Here is a 20086-nt window from a genome sequence, read left to right on the forward strand (position 1 = left end):
AGGGTATCCCGATGAATTGACTCAGGTCAGTGATTCGGGTGCGTGAGAGCAGCTAACAACCCTGCCGTTTCAAGTAAGAAGGGTATAAATAGGAGTGATGATGCGGGTTCTACACGTATGTTCCGAGCTGTTCCCGTTGTTAAAAACCGGGGGATTGGCTGACGTTGTTGGTGCTTTACCTGCCGCTCAAATTGCTGAGGGGGCCGATGTCAGGGTTATGCTGCCGGGGTTCCCTGACTTACGCCGTGGCATCCCAGACACGGTTTTGGTCAGGGAGATTGATACCTTTGCTGGCCGTGTTTCATTACGTTATGGTCATTATCAGGGGATTGGTATTTACCTGATTGATGCACCAGGTCTCTATGACCGGGCAGGAAGCCCGTATCACGACCAATCTTTACATGCTTATGCTGATAACTATCGCCGTTTTGCATTACTGGGATGGATGGCTTGTGAACTGGCTTGTGGCCTGGATGGTTATTGGCGTCCAGAGGTGGTGCATGCCCATGATTGGCATGCCGGGCTAGCTTGTGCTTATCTCGCGGCACGTGGCCGCCCGGCACGTTCAGTATTTACCGTCCATAATTTGGCTTATCAAGGGCTGTTCTCGGGGCACCATTTGGCTGAAATACAGCTGCCAGCCGCATTTTTCCAAATGTATGGGCTGGAGTTCTATGGCCAAATTTCCTATCTGAAAGCCGGATTGTTCTTTGCTGACCATGTCACCACCGTTAGCCCGACTTATGCCAAAGAAATTACCCAACCTGCCTTTGGTTACGGCATGGAGGGGTTGCTGCAAGAGCGGGCCAGTCAGGGGCGATTGACCGGGATCCTCAATGGAGTGGACAGTGATATCTGGGACCCAAAAACGGATGCTTTACTCCATGCCCGCTATGATGCAGAAAACCTGCAAAAGAAAGCGATAAATAAAACACACCTGCAAACTACGATGGGGTTAGAGGTGACGGAGAAGAAACCTATTTTTGCCGTGGTCAGCAGGCTGACGGAGCAAAAAGGGTTAGATTTGGTGCTGGAAGCGTTGCCCGATTTACTGCAATTGGGAGGGCAATTGGCTGTTCTGGGGGCGGGTGATGCCATTTTACAAGAGGCATTCCTGGCGGCTGCGGCAGACTATTCCGGTCAGGTTGGGGTACAAATAGGCTATCACGAGGCATTTTCACACCGAATTATTGCCGGTGCGGATCTGATTCTGGTGCCCAGCCGTTTTGAACCTTGTGGGCTAACACAGTTGTATGGCTTGAAGTATGGCACTTTGCCACTGGTCCGGCATACGGGCGGGTTGGCAGATACCGTGGTGGATTGCGCGCTGGAAAATCTGGCAGACGGCAGTGCCTCGGGGTTTGTGTTTGATGAATGCGATGCACAAGCATTGGTGCGGGCGATTCGCCGTGCTTTTGTTCTGTGGAGCCGACCAAAACATTGGCGTCACGTTCAGCGCCACGCGATGGGGTTGGACTTTGGTTGGCAAGTAGCAGCGGCAGACTATCTGTCACTTTATCGGCGTCTGTGATTGCTCGTTGCCGATTTGTTGTAACCACTAATTGGGAAAACCGCTATGACATCACCGTTCAGTTATACCTCACCTGTTGTCAGTGTGGACGCGCTGAAACACTCCATTGCCTACAAACTAATGTTTATTGTCGGCAAAGATCCCTCTATTGCGACTCAGCACGATTGGCTGAATGCGACCTTATTTGCCGTGCGTGACCGGATGGTTGAACGCTGGCTGCGCTCTAATCGCGCACAATTATCACAAGACGTTCGGCAGGTTTATTATTTGTCGATGGAGTTTCTCTTGGGGCGAACACTTTCTAATGCACTGTTATCGATGGGGATTTATGAAGATATCGAACAGGCTTTGGATGAAATGGGCCTCAATCTGTCTGAGCTGCTGCAAGAAGAGAATGACCCTGGTTTAGGTAATGGTGGCTTAGGGCGTCTGGCGGCCTGTTTTCTCGATTCACTGGCGACATTAGCACTTCCTGGTCGCGGTTACGGCATTCGTTACGAATATGGCATGTTCAGCCAGAAAATCGTCAATGGTCAGCAGATGGAGTCGCCGGATAACTGGCTGGAATATGGCAATGCCTGGGAGTTTCCACGACACAATACCCGCTATAAAGTGCGGTTTGGTGGCCGTATTCAGCAGGAAGGCAGCAAAACTCGCTGGCTGGAAACGGAAGAAATTCTTGCCTGTGCCTATGATCAAATCATTCCTGGTTTTGATACAGATGCCACTAATACCCTGCGCTTATGGTCCGCACAGGCCAGTAATGAGATCAATCTGGGTAAATTCAATCAGGGTGATTACTTCGCAGCGGTAGAAGATAAAAACCATTCAGAAAACGTATCCCGGGTGCTTTATCCCGATGACTCGACCTACTCCGGGCGCGAACTGCGCCTGCGGCAAGAGTACTTTTTAGTTTCTGCCACGGTGCAGGATATTCTTAATCGCCATTGGGCGATGCACCAAACATTCGATAATTTGGCTGATAAGATCGCTATTCACCTGAATGATACCCATCCGGTGCTCTCCATTCCTGAAATGATGCGTTTGCTGATTGATGAGCATAAATTTAGCTGGATGGATGCCTGGGATGTGGTGCAGCAAGTGTTCTCCTACACCAACCACACCCTGATGAGCGAAGCACTGGAAACCTGGCCTATCGACATGATTGGCAAAATCCTGCCGCGCCATCTGCAAATCATCTTTGATATCAATGACCATTTCCTCAAACTGGTGCAGGAACAGTATCCGGACGAACCCGATTTGTTGCCACGGGTATCGATTATTGATGAAAATGATGGTCGACGAGTACGTATGGCCTGGCTTGCGGTGATCGCCAGCCATAAAGTGAATGGCGTGTCAGCGCTACATTCAGAGTTGATGGTGCAATCGCTGTTTGCTGATTTTGCCCGTATCTTCCCGAACCGTTTCTGTAATAAAACTAATGGGGTTACGCCACGGCGCTGGCTGGGGTTAGCTAACCGACCATTGGCCGCAGTATTGGATGACAGTATCGGCCATAACTGGCGCACGGATTTGAGCCAACTTAGTGAGCTGAAAAACAATATTGATTACGTGAGCTTCTTGCGGGCAGTGCAAAAAGCCAAGCTGGAGAACAAAAAGCAGCTGGCTATCTATATTGCGCAAAAGCTGAATATTGTGGTGAATCCGGCGGCGCTGTTTGATGTACAAATCAAGCGTATTCATGAGTACAAACGACAACTGTTGAATGTTCTGCATGTGATAACCCGCTATAACCGCATTCTTGAAGCACCAGATGAGAAGTGGGTACCGCGAGTGGTGATTTTTGCCGGTAAAGCAGCATCGGCTTATTACAATGCGAAGCAAATCATTCGGTTGATCAATGATGTAGCCAAGGTGATCAATAACGATCCGCGCATTAATAACTTGCTAAAAGTGGTGTTCATCCCGAACTACAGTGTCAGTCTGGCGCAGTTGATTATTCCAGCAGCTGATCTTTCCGAACAGATCTCGCTGGCGGGTACCGAGGCGTCAGGAACCAGTAATATGAAATTTGCGCTGAATGGGGCGCTAACGATTGGCACTTTGGATGGGGCGAATGTCGAGATCCGCGAACATGTCGGTGAGGATAATATCTTTATCTTTGGTAATACTACCGAGCAGGTTGAGGCGCTACGTAAGAGTGGTTATAACCCACGGAAATATTATGACGAAGATCCGGAACTGCATTTGGCATTGACGCAAATTGCTACCGGTGCTTTCAGCCCGGAAGAGCCTCATCGATACACCAGTCTGTTTGATTCATTGGTCAATCTGGGCGACCACTATCAATTGCTGGCGGATTATCGCAGTTATGTGGATACCCAAGAGCAAGTCGATACGCTCTATCGCCATCCTGATGAATGGACACGTAAAACCATATTCAATATTGCCAATATGGGCTATTTCTCTTCGGATCGGACTATTCAAGAGTATGCCGATGATATTTGGCATATTAAGCCAATCAGGCTTTAAACATTCGGCGAGTTAATTACAAAAACCCTCTTCAACAGTGAACTGTGAAGAGGGTTTTTTTAACAGATAGATGACGGGTATTTGTTATCAGGAGACCAAGGAAAGAGTCTGTTGTTTCTCAGCCTGCGCTTCTGCCAGCCACTGAGAAATCCGTTGTTTTTGTGCCTCGTCTAGCATCATACCTAACTTGGTGCGACGCCAGATGGCATCATCGAGTTCAACAACCCACTCTTTTTCAACCAGATAGCGCAATTCTGCTTCATACAGACCGTGGCCGAAGTGTTCGCCCAAGCTTTCTATGCTGGTGGCATCAGCCAAAATTAGCTCGCTATGACTGCCATAGGTACGGGTATAGCGGCGCGCCAACCCTTCAGGTAGCCAGTTATAGCGATGGCGCAGTTGTACCGTGTAGTTATCACGGTTGCCGCCAATATCCCCGCCCGGCAATGAGCCGGTTTTTGTCCATGCCGGGCCGACATTGGTATAGTAGCCGGACAGTTTTTCCAGCGCATGTTCTGCCAATTTGCGGTAGGTGGTCAGTTTGCCACCAAATACTGACAGCAGCGGTGCTTTGCCGCCTTCATCGGCGACATCCAGTGTGTAATCGCGGGTAACCGCTTGCGGTGAATCTGATTCATCATCACACAGCGGACGAACGCCAGAGTAAGTCCAGACGATATCATCGCGGCCCAGTTGCTTTTTAAAGTGGTCGTTATAGACCTTCAGCAGGTAATCAATTTCCTGGTCGTCGATCTTCACATCTTTCGGATCGCCGTGGTATTCGACGTCTGTGGTACCGATGATGGAATATTCATCCAACCAAGGAATGACGAAGACAATCCGATGGTCTTCGTTTTGCAGAATATAGGCTTGTGGCTGGTTATGAACCCGTGGCACCACAATATGGCTACCTTTGATCAGGCGGATGCCATAAGGTGATTTCAGTTTCAGACCATCATCGAAGAACTGTTTAACCCACGGGCCGGTAGCATTGACTAACCCTTTAGCGCGCCAGGTAAAGGTTTTGCCGGTGTTGGCATCGACCGCTTCCACCATCCATAGGCCTTGTTCACGCCAGGCGCGAGTCACTTTGGTGCGAGTACGTACTTCGCCGCCACGTTCGACCACTTCCTGAGCATTCAGCACGACCAGACGGGCATCATCTACCCAGCAGTCAGAATATTCGAAACCGCGCACTAACTCGGGCTTTAATACTGATTCGGGTCCAAAGCGTAGCCCTTTACTGGCTGGCAAGCTGGTACGTTTGCCCAAATGATCGTACAAGAATAAGCCGGTACGAATCATCCACGCCGGGCGCAGATGGGGCTGATGGGGCAGGCGAAAGCGCATTGGGAAAGCGATATGAGGAGCCAGTTTCAGCAAAACCTCACGTTCGGCCAATGCTTCACTGACCAACCGGAATTCATAGTGTTCCAGGTAACGTAAGCCACCGTGGATCAGTTTGGAGCTGGCAGAAGATGTAGCACAGGCCAAATCTTGTGCTTCCAGCAGCAGAACGGACAGGCCACGCCCTGCAGCGTCCGCAGCGATACCGGCACCATTAATGCCGCCACCGATCACGATCAAGTCTTTGGTTTCCATGCTTACTCCCTCCGGATGTTCGAAACAGCTCTTTAATGTTCGTTTTCGCTCATGATTGTAATCAAAAACCAACAAACAAGCCAAGACTTAACCAAAAAAAAACATTTATGCGTGATGGAGGTAACGGTTTTGTTATCAAAATGTGGGAGGAAGGCCTGGATTTGGATTTGGTGAATAGGTTTGGTTGTTCAGTATTCCGGTTCGGTTGACATAAGTTCAGTGATTAACTTACCTCCGTAGCCTCAACCGCCAAAGGGGTCACAAGCGCGTGACCCCCTTGGAACCCCGCGCTTGCGCACGTATCGCTAGCCCACTGCGTGGGTACCCTCGGCTCATCATTTCGCTGACGGGACGGCTTTACGCGGGTCCCTCCGCGTGACGCCTAAATCCGCCGTCCATGGCGGATTTCCCTGGCTACATTCTTCACTCGGCTGCTCAAATGTGCTTTTAACTTCAAGGTCAAAACAAGGGTTTTGATTTTCTCTTTTGACCTTGAGCGCAATCAGGAATATTACCGACAAAGACGATGGCCCGAGTGAGCCGCCATGGACGGCGGCGAAAAGCGCGCTGGAGCAGGACGCGACTCGCGCTGGCTCGATAAGGTCAACGGCTGCCAGAGGGAACTGCGAATAGCAGTAATATTTCGCGCAAGCGCGGGATTCCACAAGGGGGCCGCGGCCCCCTTTGGCGGTTGGTTCATCGGAGGTTAAGTTAACTCGGTGCTCTAACAACCGAACCGGATCAACTATTCGAATATCAACTGAACCAAATCACCAAAATAAACGGCTAACACAACTCCAGTTGAACTTCATGCTGTTCAATAATCTTCATCACACTGGCTGGGGGCATCTGATCGGTAAACAAATAATCGATCAGATTCATATTCCCCAGATTCACCATCGCATTACGGCCAAACTTGGAATGGTCGGTTACCAGCATCACACAACGGGAGTTTTCAATAATCGCCCGCTTGGTGCGCACTTCATGGTAATCAAACTCCAACAGGGAACCGTCCATATCAATGCCGCTAATACCGAGGATGCCGTAATCAAGGCGGAACTGAGAAATGAAGTCCAATGTGGCTTCGCCAATAATTCCACCATCACGGGTACGCACTTCGCCGCCCGCCAGAATCAGACGAAAATCTTCTTTAGCGGTCAGTAAGGTGGCGACGTTGAGATTGTTGGTGACCACGCGCAGACCTTTATGATTCATCAAAGCGTGGGCTACCGCCTCCGGTGTGGTGCCGATATCAATAAACAGGGTCGCGCCATCGGGGATCTGGCTGGCAACTCGCTGGGCAATACGCGCCTTTTCTTCCGACCACATCACTTTACGGTCGTTATAAGCCGCATTGACTGAGCTGGAGGGTAACGCCGCACCGCCATGATGACGGTGAATCTTGTTTTGATCCGCCAAATCATTCAAATCGCGTCGGATGGTTTGCGGACTCACGGCAAAATGTTCCACTAGCTCTTCAGTACTGACGTAGCCCTGTTGGCGAACCAATTCAATAATCGCATCATGCCGCTGCGTTTGCTTCACGATAATCCCCTAATGTGCCTGGTTGTTCCAGACAGTTATTGTGTGGTTTTTGCGCTGTTGCGCGTATCCCAAAATGCCATCAGTAACCCAATAATCAAGCCTGAAACATGCGCTGCATTGGCAATCGACAACCCTAAAATATCGAAATATCCAGCAACCAGCCAGAGAACCGAGAAAGCCATCAAACCACGTGGCAGCGAGATACCCCGCTCGGGTGCGCGTTCACCGGTCAGCCAGACATAGCCCATCAGGGCATAAACGACACCAGAAAGGCCGCCAAAATTCACACCGCTAAACAGCGATTGCCCCCAGCCACTGAATAAGGCTGAAACAATAGTTAATACCAGCAATTTGCCGGTGCCAAGCCGTTTTTCCATCTGCCCGGCCAGATACCACCACCACATGAGGTTAAACAGGATATGCAGCAGTGAAAAATGTAAAAAAGCATGGCTGACCCAACGCCAGATTTGCAGATACTGGCTGTTATCGCGCGGCCATGCCAGCCAGGACATCACTGCGCCATCACCGACGATTTGCATCAGAATATAGATGGCAATACACAGCACCATGACACTCAGTGTCAGTGGCCCAGCCTGACTGCGCAGAGTTTGGAGATAAGAAAAACGTTGGTAAGGCAGGTTAGAATGCAGATTGCCTGATTGCCAACTGGCAGCTTGATAGCGTGGATTGAGAGGGTCGAGTAAAAACTGCTCCAGCTCATGCTGTACCAGGGGTAATTGCTCATCATCGGCGAGCCAAATCTCCGCACCCTGAGAATCCGGCTTCACTTCCAGTGCCACATGGCGAGTGGCCATATAATCAACGAAAGCCTGCGCCAGACGTAGATTAGAAATTGCTATTACACGAACCATTTTGTCTATCACCGTCTAACGAGATTTTAATTAAAGTGCTTAAAAATATCACAATCGGGTGAGTATTAGCTAACTGGCCTGTACCACGTCTTGCGGATAGCTTCTTGCCCAAGCTTCAAAACCACCATCAATACTGTAAACCGCCTCAAAGCCTTGTTGGAGCAGATACTGTGCTGCACCTTTACTGCTATTGCCGTGATAGCACATCACCATCACCGGTTGTTCAAAATCAGTCTGTTGCATAAAAGTATGCAAGCTGCTGTTGGTCAGATGAAACGCCTCAGGTGCATGGCCCGCTTCAAAACTTTGCGGATCGCGGATATCAACTAAAACTGCTTGGTGTTCTTTTAGGCGGTTATAGGCCTGTTCAATGCTGATTGTTTCAAACTGTTCCATTCTACTTTTTGCCTTGATGCCGATGAGTGATGTTAACGCGGCATTATAAGCGATTTTGGGAGAGCAGATATCAACAAGTTATATAGGGTTATAGCTGCTGTATTCAAAGTTTCTATTTTATAAATTAATAGCTTTTATAAAAGACTTTACCTGAGTAAGGGCTAGGATGATGTGAAATAGAGTAAGAGGTAGCCATTATATGAGTATAACACCATCGGAACGTACTTATAATACTCTGCCGCAGAGTTATAACGAGCCTGAAAAATTAAATATCTTTCAAAAAATCATTCATTTTATTAGAGATATTTTGAGAATGGATGTCTTGGATAATCATTTAAATGATATTGCTCAGCGGTTACATTATTTTCAACAGTATCCTAATGATAATGAGCTTTCGACGCTGATGGATACGGTCTTGGAGCTAAAAAGTCTGACAAAAAGTGAATTGCAAAAGAATTATGAAATAGTCCAACTTTTTACCCTGAAAAAGAATGAAGATACAGGGGAGTACTCTGTTAAAAATGATAAAATAATTTTCATGTATGACGATACTAAAATTTATGAATATACAAACGCTACATACCTTAATGAAAATGTTCGTGATGTGCAAGAGTTGTTCGCCAGTAGTGGCATTCCTACCCGTAAGGGGTACATATCTTGTCAATACAAAGAGATGGAGAATTGTTTTAATGACATTGCAATGACATCGAGGAAAATAATCCAGAGAGAGATGTTGATTTTTTAAATCTAAAAACGAGTTTAAATAAATTGAATGCTTTAAGTGAAATAAATGATTTTATGCGAGCCAATAATGTTATTGGTAAAATTGAAGGCGAAGAAACTTATAATATTAAATTTGCTAATATTAATGAAGTATTAAATGAATTGAATAAAAGGTTCAATGATAGTGCTGCGGTTGAATTGTTAAATGAACTAACAAATAGTATTTATTCTTTAAAAAATAAGATAGCCAATGATAAATGGGTAGGAAAAACCATACGTAATAATAAAGATGAGATAAACAGAATTAAATGCTCTGAAGATGGCGGTAAAAGTTCTAAAATAGAAGAAGTTAAGCAGGCAATCGATAATATTGAAAGCCTTACTCAATATTGTAAAAACGCGTTGAATCCAGGAGATATAACAAAACTAGCCTAACTGAGATGGTAGCATTGTGGCCGCAGAACCTACGACCATAATGCTAAAATCATACTTAAACATACCCCATCATTTGCAATAAACGTTGCGCTTGCTGCACCGCGTCTTGCCGGTGGGCGACACCTAACTTTTGATACAAATTACGAATGTGGGTTTTAATGGTGGTGGCCGCGACATCTAACTCGCTGGCTATCTGGTCGTTGCTGTAACCAGAGTAAATCAGCCCCAAGACCTGCCATTCCCTTTGGGTTAGCGGGCTGGTGCGGATCAGTTCTGGCACTTGTGGGTGAGTTAGCAGCTTATCGACGAAGATTTCATCGAAATGAGCAAATTTATGCCGATGATGCTGATTGATGTCTTTCAAAATGCGCTGGGCACGATGCTGCTCTAACTCGGGTAAGGCATTGAGTTGAATCAGCTGGCGTAGCTGTTGCGCCATCGCTTCACCTTCAATCACAAAATGGCTGATAAAACCGGTGCGGTTGGCGAGTGACAGTGATTCAATCAGCGCTTTTTGCGCCTCACTTTTTCGTTCGGTTTGCCAGTAAAGAATATTACTTAACAACAGGTTACGGTTAAGATCACTGGTGAGACGCAAGCGGCGGGCATTCTCATTGAGTTCGTCCAGCACCACTTCCGCTTCATTAAAACGGCCCAACATAATCTGTATCCGCGCAATGTTGCGCCACTGGCCCTGCAAAAAGTGGTTATCGGCCATACCCGGTTTTTCGGCCTGACGCAGCCAATTTGCCGCCGCGGCTTTGTCGCCAGTCATTTGCCAGTGAATAACCCGTGGCTTATCAGCATTGGTAATCCAATCAAGATGATACTGGCTACCGTGTTGCAGTGCCTCGCAGCGCTGAATATACATGTTGGCGTTATCCAAATCACCACGCGCCAATGAGCATTTTGCCAGCATCGCCAGACACTGTAATTGCTGCTGTGGCTGGTAATTCACCAGAATTTCGATACCTTTACGCGCAGCTTCTTCGGCTTCATCCAGCCGTGACCACGACCACAATACCTGAGAGCGAATGCGCAACAGGAATTCGTGCATCGGCAGTTGTTCAAGATGCTGTTCATGAATTAAATCAAAGGCTTTATCTTGTGTTTCATAAGCCGCTTGCAGGAACCCCTGTGCGATCAGAATTTCACTTTGCTGCAATAATGCCCATAAAGCATAGTGATAGGCTTCGTGGCGGCGTGCCATTTGCTCGGTTTGCTGCATCATCGGCAGCGCGCGGCTCAACTCCCCTTTGCAATGATGAACTTCACCGGTGACTGAAGTGGCGACAATACGGCTATAAAAGTTCGCCATTGGCAGATATTTCAGTGCATCTGTTGCCAGCTTTTCAGCTTCTTCCGGTTTGCCGGCATTGATGGCCACCTGAGCACGCAAAGCATCGAATTCAGCCCGCAAAATCTCATCAATGGGAATTTTACGTTCCTGCATTGCCGATTCGGCGCGCTCAAGCAAGGTGTTAACTTCACCGTAGCGATGCTGGCTTTGTGCCAGCCAGGCCTGTAGCAGCGCCAGTTCAGGATTTTGTACCAATAAAGAATAGGGCAGCGCGACCAGACATTGTTCCAGCAGGGCTAACTCACTGTGGTTAAACAGCGTCCAGGCGTGTTGTAACAAGATATCGCGCAACATGCCGACATCACCCGCCGCTAATGCATGGTGAATGGCTTCCGCCGGATAGCCCAGCGCCATCCAACCTTCAGCCGCAGCATGGTGCAACTCTGGTAACTCTAATGCCAGTTCCCATTGACAACGCTGGCGCAGGAAGGTGGCGAACAACGGATGGAAACAGAACCATTCGCCGCTATCATCCATGCGATGAATAAATAGGCCTTGGCGCTCCAACTCTTCCAGCCGTTGCTGGCCGTTATCTTCACCGGTCAGGCGCACAATCAGAGCATCATTCATTGAGCGCAAAACCGAACAACGCAGCAGAAAGGCGCGTGCATCGCTATCGACCTGATCCAGCACTTCATCGACCAGATAGTCTGACAAATGGCTGGCATTTAGACCTGCCAGTCGTTTTGCTGATTTTTGTGCCGAGGAGTTAGGCTGGCGAGATGATAGCGCGATCAATTGCAGCGCCGTCGCCCAGCCTTCAACCTCATCACACAGGCGGCTGCTATCACCTTGTTCCAGCGGCACTGAGAGGCGGCAATCGAAGAATTGCTGCGCTTCCTGATGGTTAAATGCCAACTGCTGCATACCTAATTCCAACAACTGGTCGCGCACCCGCAAGTTGGCAATCCCCAGTGGCGGCAAGGTACGCGAGAGCATAATCAATGTCAGATTTTCTGGCTGATGGCGCAGGAAGAAGCGCATAGCTTCATGAATGGCATCATTGGTAATCAGATGATAATCATCAATAACCAAATACAGCGGGCCATCCCACTCGGACAGCTCGATAAATAATTGTGCGAACAGCGCAGAGAGGCTGGCATATTGATGCTTTTGGCTTATGGCCTCACTTTTGCTGCAATGGCCTCTGGTTGCCAATTGGATCGCTGCCACCAAATAGGTCGCAAAACGTTCGGGCTGATTGTCACTTTCATCGAGAGAATACCACCCGAGATCGGACTGATCGGCTGCCCACTGAGCGATCAACGTCGTTTTACCATACCCCGCCGGGCAATTTATTAAGGTCAGACGGTAATTTGCGACACCTGATAACTTAACTAACAAGCGATCACGTATCACAGTATTTTGCAGCCGTACCGGGCGGCTCAGTTTTGATGGGATCAGCATGCTATGTCCGGTTTTAAAGAGATCCGGTGAGAAGACGTCCTGGCGATTGATATGTCCATTTGTAGGAAGTTGTTACAGGCATTCATAAGAGTAATTATTTTTAGCCTCGTAATTAATCAGCACTGCTAAGGTCTGATAACGGCCATCTTATTGCAATAGAGTTAATGTTTCCTATGGCTGTAAGTTGCACCGGATCACAATTTTAGCTACGCCCTGCGACTCATCCCCAGCTAATCGTCCGGCAGGATGATGCTCTTGTCAGTTCTCATTGGCAGGATAAGGGTAAAATTACCCCACTCACAGGATAGAGACCTCCCTATGTCACAGCCTATGCTTAAAAAGGACGATTTTCTGGCCGCACTTGCCCGCCAGTGGCAGCGCTTTGGCTTAACCTCCGCTCAGCAAATGACCCAGCACCAATGGTGGGAAGCGGTCAGTGCAGCATTAGCTGAACAGTTGTCTGCTCAGCCCGCCCCCGGTAAAGCCAAAAAAGTACAGCGCCATGTTAACTACATTTCAATGGAGTTTTTAATTGGCCGTTTAACCGCTAATAACCTGATTAACTTGGGTTGGTATGATCAGGTAGAGGCGCTGTTAGCTGAGCAGCAGGTTAATCTAAGTGACCTGTTAGAGCAGGAAACCGACCCAGCATTGGGCAATGGTGGCTTGGGGCGTCTGGCAGCTTGTTTCCTTGATTCGATGGCGACAGTTGAGCAACCCGCCACCGGTTATGGTCTGAATTATCAATACGGTTTGTTCCGCCAATCTTTCAGTGAATGTAAGCAGCAGGAAGCGCCGGATAATTGGCAGCGCGAGAGCTACCCGTGGTTCCGCCACAATGCCGCGCTGGCGGTGGATGTCGGTTTTGGTGGCAAGCTGGAGAAACAAGCGGATGGCCGTCAGTTATGGTGTCCGGCCTTTACCTTACGTGGTGAAGCTTGGGATTTACCGGTGCTGGGCTTTCGTAACGGCATCACTCAGCCATTGCGCTTATGGCAAGCAACTCACCAGCATCCATTTGATTTAACAAACTTTAATGATGGTAAATTCCTGCTGGCCGAAAAAAATGGTGTTGAAGCAGAAAAGCTGACTAAAGTGCTTTATCCGAATGATAACCATCTGGCCGGTAAGCGCCTGCGGTTGATGCAACAATATTTCCAGTGCGCTTGTTCGGTGGCGGATATCTTGCGTAAGCACCATTTGGCAGGCCGCAAGCTGGCTGAACTGCCGGATTATGAAGTTATTCAGTTGAATGATACCCACCCGACCATCGCCATTCCTGAAATGTTGCGCGTATTGTTGGATGAACATCAGCTGAGCTGGGATGCGGCTTGGGCTATCACCAGTAAAACCTTCGCCTATACCAACCACACCTTGATGCCAGAAGCCCTTGAGTGCTGGGATGAAAAACTGGTGCGCAGCTTGCTGCCGCGTCATTTTGTCATCATCAAGCAGATCAATGCGCAATTTAAGCAGTTGGTCGATAAGCAATGGCCGGGCGATGAAGAAGTTTGGGCCAAGTTGGCAGTCCACCATAATAAGCAGGTGCGGATGGCCAATCTGTGCGTGGTCAGCGGCTTTGCGGTCAATGGTGTCGCGCAGTTGCACTCAGATTTAGTTATCAAAGATTTATTCCCTGAATACTATCAGTTGTGGCCAAATAAATTCCACAACGTTACCAATGGTATTACACCACGCCGCTGGTTGAAGCAATGTAACCCGGCACTGTCTGGTTTGATTGATGACACATTAAAAGTGGAATGGGCGAATGATCTGGATGCATTAGCCGGGCTTGAGCCTTATGCCGAAGATAATGCTTTCCGCAATCGCTATCAGCAGATCAAATACGACAATAAAGTTAAGTTAGCTGAATATGTTAAGCGCGTAATGGGGATAACCATTAACCCGGATGCTATCTTTGATGTGCAGATTAAGCGCTTGCATGAATATAAACGTCAGCATTTGAATCTGCTGCATATTCTGTCGCTGTATCGCCAGATCCGCGATAACCCAAATCTGGATATTGTCCCGCGTGTGTTCCTGTTTGGCGCTAAAGCAGCGCCGGGCTATTATTTAGCCAAGAATATTATTTATGCAATTAATCAGGCTGCTGAGAAGATCAATAACGATCCGATCGTTAAAGATCGCCTGAAAGTGGTCTTTATCCCGGATTACAAAGTTTCGGTTGCTGAGTTGATGATCCCCGCGGCGGATGTGTCCGAGCAGATTTCAACTGCGGGCAAAGAAGCTTCCGGTACTGGTAATATGAAACTGGCACTGAATGGTGCGTTGACGGTGGGTACGCTGGACGGCGCGAACGTCGAGATTGCTGAGCAAGTGGGTGATGAGAATATCTTTATATTCGGCAACACTGTTGAACAGGTAAAAGCCATTCTGGCGAAAGGTTATAAGCCACAGACTTATTTGAAAGCTGACGCGCATCTGAAAAGCATTCTGGATGAGCTGGCCAGCGGCGCATTTAGCCAAGGCGATAAACACGCATTTGACATGATGTTGCATAGCTTGTTGGAAGGGGGTGACCCTTATCTGGTACTGGCTGATTTTGCTTCATATTGTCAGGCACAGCAGCAAATTGATGCCCTGTACCGCGATAAGGATGAATGGACCCGCCGTACCATTCTTAACACTGCCCGGGTAGGGATGTTTAGTTCTGACCGTTCAATTCGCGATTATCAAACGCGAATCTGGCAAGCCAAACGTTAAGGAGAAGACTGCATGGATCGTAAATCGCTCGATCAAGCAGCGACACTGGCAGGGATTGCCGCCAATTATATTAATGCGCATGGTAAGTCGCAGGCTATTTCAGCACAAACCAAGCAGCAGTTGTTGGCGGCCATGGGGCGCACTAGTGTGCCCCCAGATTCTCAGACAGAAAAAGCACCATTACCACCGGTAAAAATATTTACTTTTGGCAGCGCAATGCAACTGCCAATGGCGGGATCAGGCGATTATCACTGGCAGTTACAGACCGAAAAAGGTGATTTGCATCAGGGGCGTATCAGTGCCAAAAAAACACTGACATTGCCGGCTGCACTGCCGCAAGGCTATCACCGCTTGGTATTGGAACAAGGCTTACAGCAGTGGCAGTGCTCGGTTATCGTCGCGCCGAAACGTTGCTATGAGCCAGATGCCCTGCTGGCAGGGAAAAAACTCTGGGGAGCTTGTGTTCAGTTGTATACCCTGCGCTCCGATCATAACTGGGGTATCGGTGATTTTGGCGACCTCAACCAGATGTTGGAGCAGGTCGGTGAGCGCGGTGGGGCCTTTATTGGTCTTAACCCGATTCATGCGCTGTATCCGGCCAACCCACATAGCGCCAGCCCTTACAGCCCTTCTTCCCGGCGCTGGCTGAATGTGATTTATATTGATGTCAATCGCGTGGATGAATTCCAGCATAGCGAGGCGGCGCAGACCTGGTGGCATCAGCCCGAGACACAAGGCGCGCTGGCGAAAGCGCGTGCCAGTGAATGGGTTGATTATCCGCAGGTCATGCAGCTCAAGTTGACCGCTTTGCGTTTGGCTTTCCCACTTTTTACGGCGCGCAAAACCAAAGATGCTCGGGTACAGGCATTCCATCGTTTTGTTGAACAGGGTGGCAGCAGCCTGCATCAACAGGCCGCTTTTGATGCTTTGCATGCTCATTTGAGTAAAAATGACCCGATGATGTGGGGCTGGCCAGTATGGCCGGAAAAATATCGTGATGGGCACAGCAGTGCTGTGGCTGATTTCAGTCGTGAGCATGCTGATGAAGTGAACTTCTATCTGTGGCTACAGTGGTTGGCGGCCAGCCAGTTTGAGGACTGCTTCCGTGCCAGTCAAACTCGGAAAATGCCGTTGGGGTTGTATCGTGATTTAGCGGTAGGTGTTGCAGAAGGCGGCGCTGAAACCTGGTGCGATCGCGAGTTATATTGCCTTAAAGCCTCAGTGGGAGCGCCGCCCGATATTTTAGGGCCGCTGGGCCAGAACTGGGGGTTGCCGCCAATGGATCCGCACGTCATGGCTGCTCGCGCTTATCAGCCTTTTATTGATTTGTTGCGGGCTAATATGACCAGTTGTGGCGCGCTACGTATTGATCACGTGATGGCGTTATTGCGTCTGTGGTGGATTCCTTACGGCCAAACGGCGGATCAAGGGGCTTATGTCAAATACCCGGTCGATGATCTGCTGGCGATATTAGCGTTAGAAAGTCAGCGCCATCGCTGCATGGTGATTGGTGAAGATTTAGGTACGGTGCCGGTTGAGATTGTCGGTAAGTTGCGCGACAGCGGAGTGTATTCCTATAAAGTGCTCTATTTTGAGCATGACAGCGAAAACACTTTCCGCGCACCACAGTCTTATCCGGTACAAGCGATGGCAACCATCACCACTCATGATCTGCCGACGCTGCGCGGTTATTGGCAAAGTGATGATTTGACGTTGGGGAATAAGCTGGGGCTATACCCGGACCAACAGATATTGAAACAGCTTTATCTTGATAGGGAACGTGCGAAACAAGGCTTGCTGGAAGGGTTGCATCATTATGATTGTGTGCCAAAGAAAGTGGGTCATAAAGCGTCGTTGCTGTCGATGAGCCCGGTTCTTAATCGTGGATTGCAGCGCTATGTTGCCGACAGTGCCAGTGCATTATTGGGTTTGCAGCCGGAAGATTGGTTGGATATGGCCACCCCAGTGAACATTCCAGGTACCAGTGATGAATATCCAAACTGGCGGCGAAAGTTGACGGCAACATTGGAAGAGATGTTTGCCGATGACCAGGTTAATCGTTTATTGAAAGATTTGGATAAGCGCCGCAAGAATGTTTCAGCTGGGTGATTCAGGAATAGTATAAGAAGTAAAAAGGGGGGGAGAAATCCCCCTGAATATGATGACAAAATCAACAATAAAGCCGGTGAGCCAAGAGGTTATCGCACCTCGGGGCACTCCGGTCGCTTACGCGACTACGACCCCAACGGCACGTTTCCCCTTAGTTTGGCATCTGACTTTGTCAGCATTGATAAATATATTAGCCAAAGTCATTGGTGTTACAGCAAGGCAGAAAACGAGCAAATCCCGATGAGCTGACTCAGGTCAGTGATTCGGGTGCGCGAGCGCAGCTAACACAGCTGTAGCGCCAAGGACGCAGGTTAATTAGTAATAAGAGTGCTCGCCGCGCTGATGCTCGGTCAAATCTCTCACACCTTTCAATTCTGGGAATTTCTGTAACAGCTCTTTCTCGATACCTTCTTTCAAGGTCACATCGACCATAGAGCAACCGTTACAACCGCCACCGAATTGCAGGATAGCTAACGCATCTGGCGTAATCTCCATTAAGGTGACACGACCACCGTGACCGGCCAATTGCGGGTTAATCTGCGATTGCAGAACATACTCAACCCGCTCCATCAGCGGAGCGTTATCATCCACTTTGCGCATTTTGGCGTTAGGCGCTTTCAGCGTTAACTGTGAACCTAACTGGTCAGTGACGAAATCGATTTCAGCATCTTCCAGATAAGGTTTACTCAGCTCATCAATATAGGCTGATAGCTGCTCGAATTTCAGTTCGGTATCTGTTGCTTCAACGGCATCCGGTGGGCAGTAAGACACACCGCATTCAGCGGTGGGTGTACCGGGGTTGATAACAAATACGCGGATTTGGGTGCCTTCTTCTTGATTTGCCAACAGTTTGGCAAAATGAGATTGTGCTGCGTCTGTTATTGTGATCATGGCATCTGCTCAATAGTTGACTACTCTTGTCGGTTATAATACGCCCATTGCTAGGGTGACTACAAGGTTCGACAGATACACCAGACTTGCAATGAGGCGATCCCCTCAGCCCATAGTAGCCTGGCAATCTCATGCACGGTACTGCCAGTTGTTACAACATCATCCAGCAAAGCAATATGTTGGCCGCGAACTGACTCCATACAGCGAAATATTCCCTGCATATTTTTACGGCGTGCTGCGGCTTTTAATTGCTGCTGAGAGGGCGTCGCGCGAATACGCCGTAAGGTGTTATTGCTGTAGTGACAACCGACCCAGTGTGCCAATGGCCGCGCTAATAAATCTGTTTGATTATACCCGCGCCGCCAACAGCGCCAGCGGTGTAGTGGCACACTGATAATTCTGTCTGGTTTGATGACTTTTCCGTGCCGTTTGGCATCGAGCCAGCGTAGTAATAATAATCGGGCCAATACCGGAGCCAGTGATGTTGTCCCGTTAAATTTGAGCTTTTTTATCAACCCATCCAGTGGCGGGGCATAATCACTGACCGCAGTCATACTCATCCAGCGCGGTGGTTGTTTCAAGCAGCGGCCACAAGGCAAAACAGTATTGCTACAAGGTAAGCCGCAGTAAAGGCAGCAGGGCGGCAATAGGGGGAAGTGGCGGCGGCAGTAGCCACAAATACCGTGCTTTGGATGATATAGCGGTTGCTGGCATAGCCAACACGGGCTGACGATTGTTAGCATAGTTATCTTCCTTAATAAATGATGCTATACAGGGTTAAGGCAACAGGATACTAACGTATGAAACAACTTTATTGGAACATCTGTGGTGAAGGCGATCGCGATCTTGTGTTGCTGCACGGGTGGGGGCTGAATGCAGGGGTATGGCATTGCATAATTGATCGACTCGCGCCGCATTTTCGCCTGCACTTGGTCGACCTCCCAGGATATGGGCGTAGCACTGAATTTGGCGCAATGTCACTGTCAGAAATGGCTGAAATAGTCTTACAGCAAGCGCCGCAGCAAGCAATCTGGCTTGGCTGGTCAATGGGCGGATTGGTTGCCAGTCAGATAGCCTTGAGCCACCCTGAGCGTGTTGGTGGTTTGATCACGGTTTCGTCTTCTCCTTGTTTTACCGCCCATGATGAGTGGCCGGGGATTCGTCCGGAAGTATTGGCCGGTTTCCAGCAACAACTTAGTGAGGATTTCCAGCGTACTGTGGAGCGTTTTCTGGCATTGCAAACGCTGGGAACAGAAAGCGCACGCCAGGACGCCCGTTTGCTGAAAGCGGTGGTATTGCAACATCAAATGCCGGAAGTGGCGGTGTTGACCGGCGGGCTGGATATTCTGCGTACGGCAGATTTACGCGAAGAATTGGCAGACTGTTCGCTCCCTTTCTTGCGTATTTATGGTTATCTGGATGGTTTGGTACCACGCAAAGTGGCGGCATTGCTAGACAGCCAGTGGCCGCATACTCAATCGGTGGTGATGCCAGGCTCTGCGCATGCTCCTTTTGTCTCTCATCCTGAGGCATTTTCTCAACTCGTCGTGGATTTTGCCCAACAGAGCAATACATAGCTAAGTAAAATTTAATCAGTGATTTAATGGCTAAATATTAAATTTAATTAATAATTGTTACTGTCTTGGTGTGACATGTGTAAGCAGTAATCCTTCATTTGCGAGGTATTTGGCATGAATTTATTGAAAAATCTGGCTGTAGCTCTGGTGGTGACTGGGGTTTCTTTTGGCGCGATGGCGGCTAAGGAAATTACCAAAGAAGAAGCGAAGAATTACGAGAAGATTGGCACAATCACTACCTCGGGCCAGGCAACCTCACCCATGGATGTGAAGCAAGAGTTGTCAAAATTAGCAGATGAGAAAGGCGGTAAGTATTATGTGATTATTGCCGAGCGCGAGAAGAAGAAGTTTGATGCGGATGCAGAAGTCTATAAATAATATGATCAGGGATGCCCAAGTGGGCATCTCATAGATTGCTGAT

At 48.7% G+C, this 20086-nt stretch carries 15 protein-coding genes; 8 read left to right on the forward strand and 7 right to left on the reverse strand.

What is annotated here, in order from left to right; translation table 11 throughout:
- Positions 1 to 100 precede the first annotated feature (100 nt).
- Entirely contained in the window at positions 101 to 1531 is a 1431-nt protein-coding gene (glgA, locus tag QSV56_RS13455) for a glycogen synthase GlgA (RefSeq protein ID WP_046051850.1), read from the forward strand.
- Between the two features lie 45 nt (positions 1532 to 1576).
- On the forward strand, positions 1577 to 4024 hold the full coding sequence (glgP, locus tag QSV56_RS13460) for a glycogen phosphorylase (RefSeq protein WP_046051849.1): 2448 nt from the start codon (positions 1577 to 1579) through the stop codon (positions 4022 to 4024).
- Positions 4025 to 4111: 87 nt separating this feature from the next.
- Here the strand turns inward: glgP and glpD are convergent, their stop codons facing one another.
- The 4 genes from glpD to glpE all read right to left on the reverse strand — a co-directional run bounded on the left by glpD (position 4112) and on the right by glpE (position 8439).
- The gene (gene glpD / locus QSV56_RS13465; RefSeq protein WP_019081559.1) at positions 4112 to 5626 is read right to left on the reverse strand and encodes a glycerol-3-phosphate dehydrogenase; all 1515 of its coding nucleotides are present in this window, start codon (positions 5624 to 5626) and stop codon (positions 4112 to 4114) included.
- A 786-nt stretch (positions 5627 to 6412) separates the two neighbouring features.
- Positions 6413 to 7171 carry a DeoR/GlpR family transcriptional regulator gene (locus tag QSV56_RS13470; protein ID WP_005157500.1) on the reverse strand — a complete coding sequence of 253 codons (759 nt, stop codon included), beginning with the start codon at positions 7169 to 7171 and terminating at the stop codon, positions 6413 to 6415.
- 35 nt (positions 7172 to 7206) lie between these two features.
- Positions 7207 to 8043, reverse strand: coding sequence for a rhomboid family intramembrane serine protease GlpG (gene glpG, locus QSV56_RS13475; protein WP_019081557.1), 837 nt, complete (start codon positions 8041 to 8043; stop codon positions 7207 to 7209).
- A gap of 69 nt (positions 8044 to 8112) precedes the next feature.
- Entirely contained in the window at positions 8113 to 8439 is a 327-nt protein-coding gene (glpE, locus tag QSV56_RS13480; protein WP_005174725.1) for a thiosulfate sulfurtransferase GlpE, read from the reverse strand.
- A 199-nt stretch (positions 8440 to 8638) separates the two neighbouring features.
- Between glpE and QSV56_RS13485 the strand changes: the two genes are divergently transcribed.
- Together QSV56_RS13485 and QSV56_RS13490 are read left to right on the forward strand one after the other, a co-directional pair.
- The gene (locus tag QSV56_RS13485; RefSeq protein ID WP_301212732.1) at positions 8639 to 9184 is read left to right on the forward strand and encodes a hypothetical protein; all 546 of its coding nucleotides are present in this window, start codon (positions 8639 to 8641) and stop codon (positions 9182 to 9184) included.
- Positions 9185 to 9207: 23 nt separating this feature from the next.
- Entirely contained in the window at positions 9208 to 9597 is a 390-nt protein-coding gene (locus QSV56_RS13490) for a hypothetical protein (protein ID WP_301212734.1), read from the forward strand.
- Between the two features lie 55 nt (positions 9598 to 9652).
- Here QSV56_RS13490 and malT read toward each other — a convergent pair whose 3' ends face one another.
- The gene (gene malT, locus QSV56_RS13495; RefSeq protein ID WP_019084095.1) at positions 9653 to 12364 is read right to left on the reverse strand and encodes an HTH-type transcriptional regulator MalT; all 2712 of its coding nucleotides are present in this window, start codon (positions 12362 to 12364) and stop codon (positions 9653 to 9655) included.
- A gap of 318 nt (positions 12365 to 12682) precedes the next feature.
- Here malT and malP point away from each other — a divergent pair, with 318 nt between their 5' ends.
- Positions 12683 to 15088, forward strand: a complete 2406-nt coding sequence (gene malP, locus QSV56_RS13500; RefSeq protein WP_242365065.1) for a maltodextrin phosphorylase — start codon at positions 12683 to 12685, stop codon at positions 15086 to 15088.
- A gap of 12 nt (positions 15089 to 15100) precedes the next feature.
- A complete protein-coding gene (gene malQ, locus QSV56_RS13505; protein ID WP_019081552.1) occupies positions 15101 to 17197 on the forward strand; it encodes a 4-alpha-glucanotransferase in 2097 nt (698 codons plus the stop codon).
- Positions 17198 to 17512: 315 nt separating this feature from the next.
- Here the strand turns inward: malQ and nfuA are convergent, their stop codons facing one another.
- Positions 17513 to 18088 (reverse strand): Fe-S biogenesis protein NfuA, encoded by a 576-nt coding sequence (gene nfuA / locus QSV56_RS13510; RefSeq protein ID WP_005159611.1) that lies wholly within the window; start codon positions 18086 to 18088, stop codon positions 17513 to 17515.
- Between the two features lie 59 nt (positions 18089 to 18147).
- Positions 18148 to 18831 (reverse strand): DNA utilization protein GntX, encoded by a 684-nt coding sequence (gntX, locus tag QSV56_RS13515; RefSeq protein ID WP_046694420.1) that lies wholly within the window; start codon positions 18829 to 18831, stop codon positions 18148 to 18150.
- A gap of 57 nt (positions 18832 to 18888) precedes the next feature.
- Between gntX and bioH the strand changes: the two genes are divergently transcribed.
- Positions 18889 to 19665 carry a pimeloyl-ACP methyl ester esterase BioH gene (gene bioH / locus QSV56_RS13520; RefSeq protein ID WP_019081550.1) on the forward strand — a complete coding sequence of 259 codons (777 nt, stop codon included), beginning with the start codon at positions 18889 to 18891 and terminating at the stop codon, positions 19663 to 19665.
- Positions 19666 to 19779: 114 nt separating this feature from the next.
- The gene (locus QSV56_RS13525; protein WP_019081549.1) at positions 19780 to 20043 is read left to right on the forward strand and encodes a YdgH/BhsA/McbA-like domain containing protein; all 264 of its coding nucleotides are present in this window, start codon (positions 19780 to 19782) and stop codon (positions 20041 to 20043) included.
- The last annotated feature ends 43 nt before the right edge of the window (positions 20044 to 20086 follow it).

Origin of the sequence: Yersinia sp. 22-579 (assembly GCF_030433455.1) — a bacterium.
Classification (GTDB): Bacteria; Pseudomonadota; Gammaproteobacteria; order Enterobacterales; family Enterobacteriaceae; genus Yersinia; species Yersinia enterocolitica.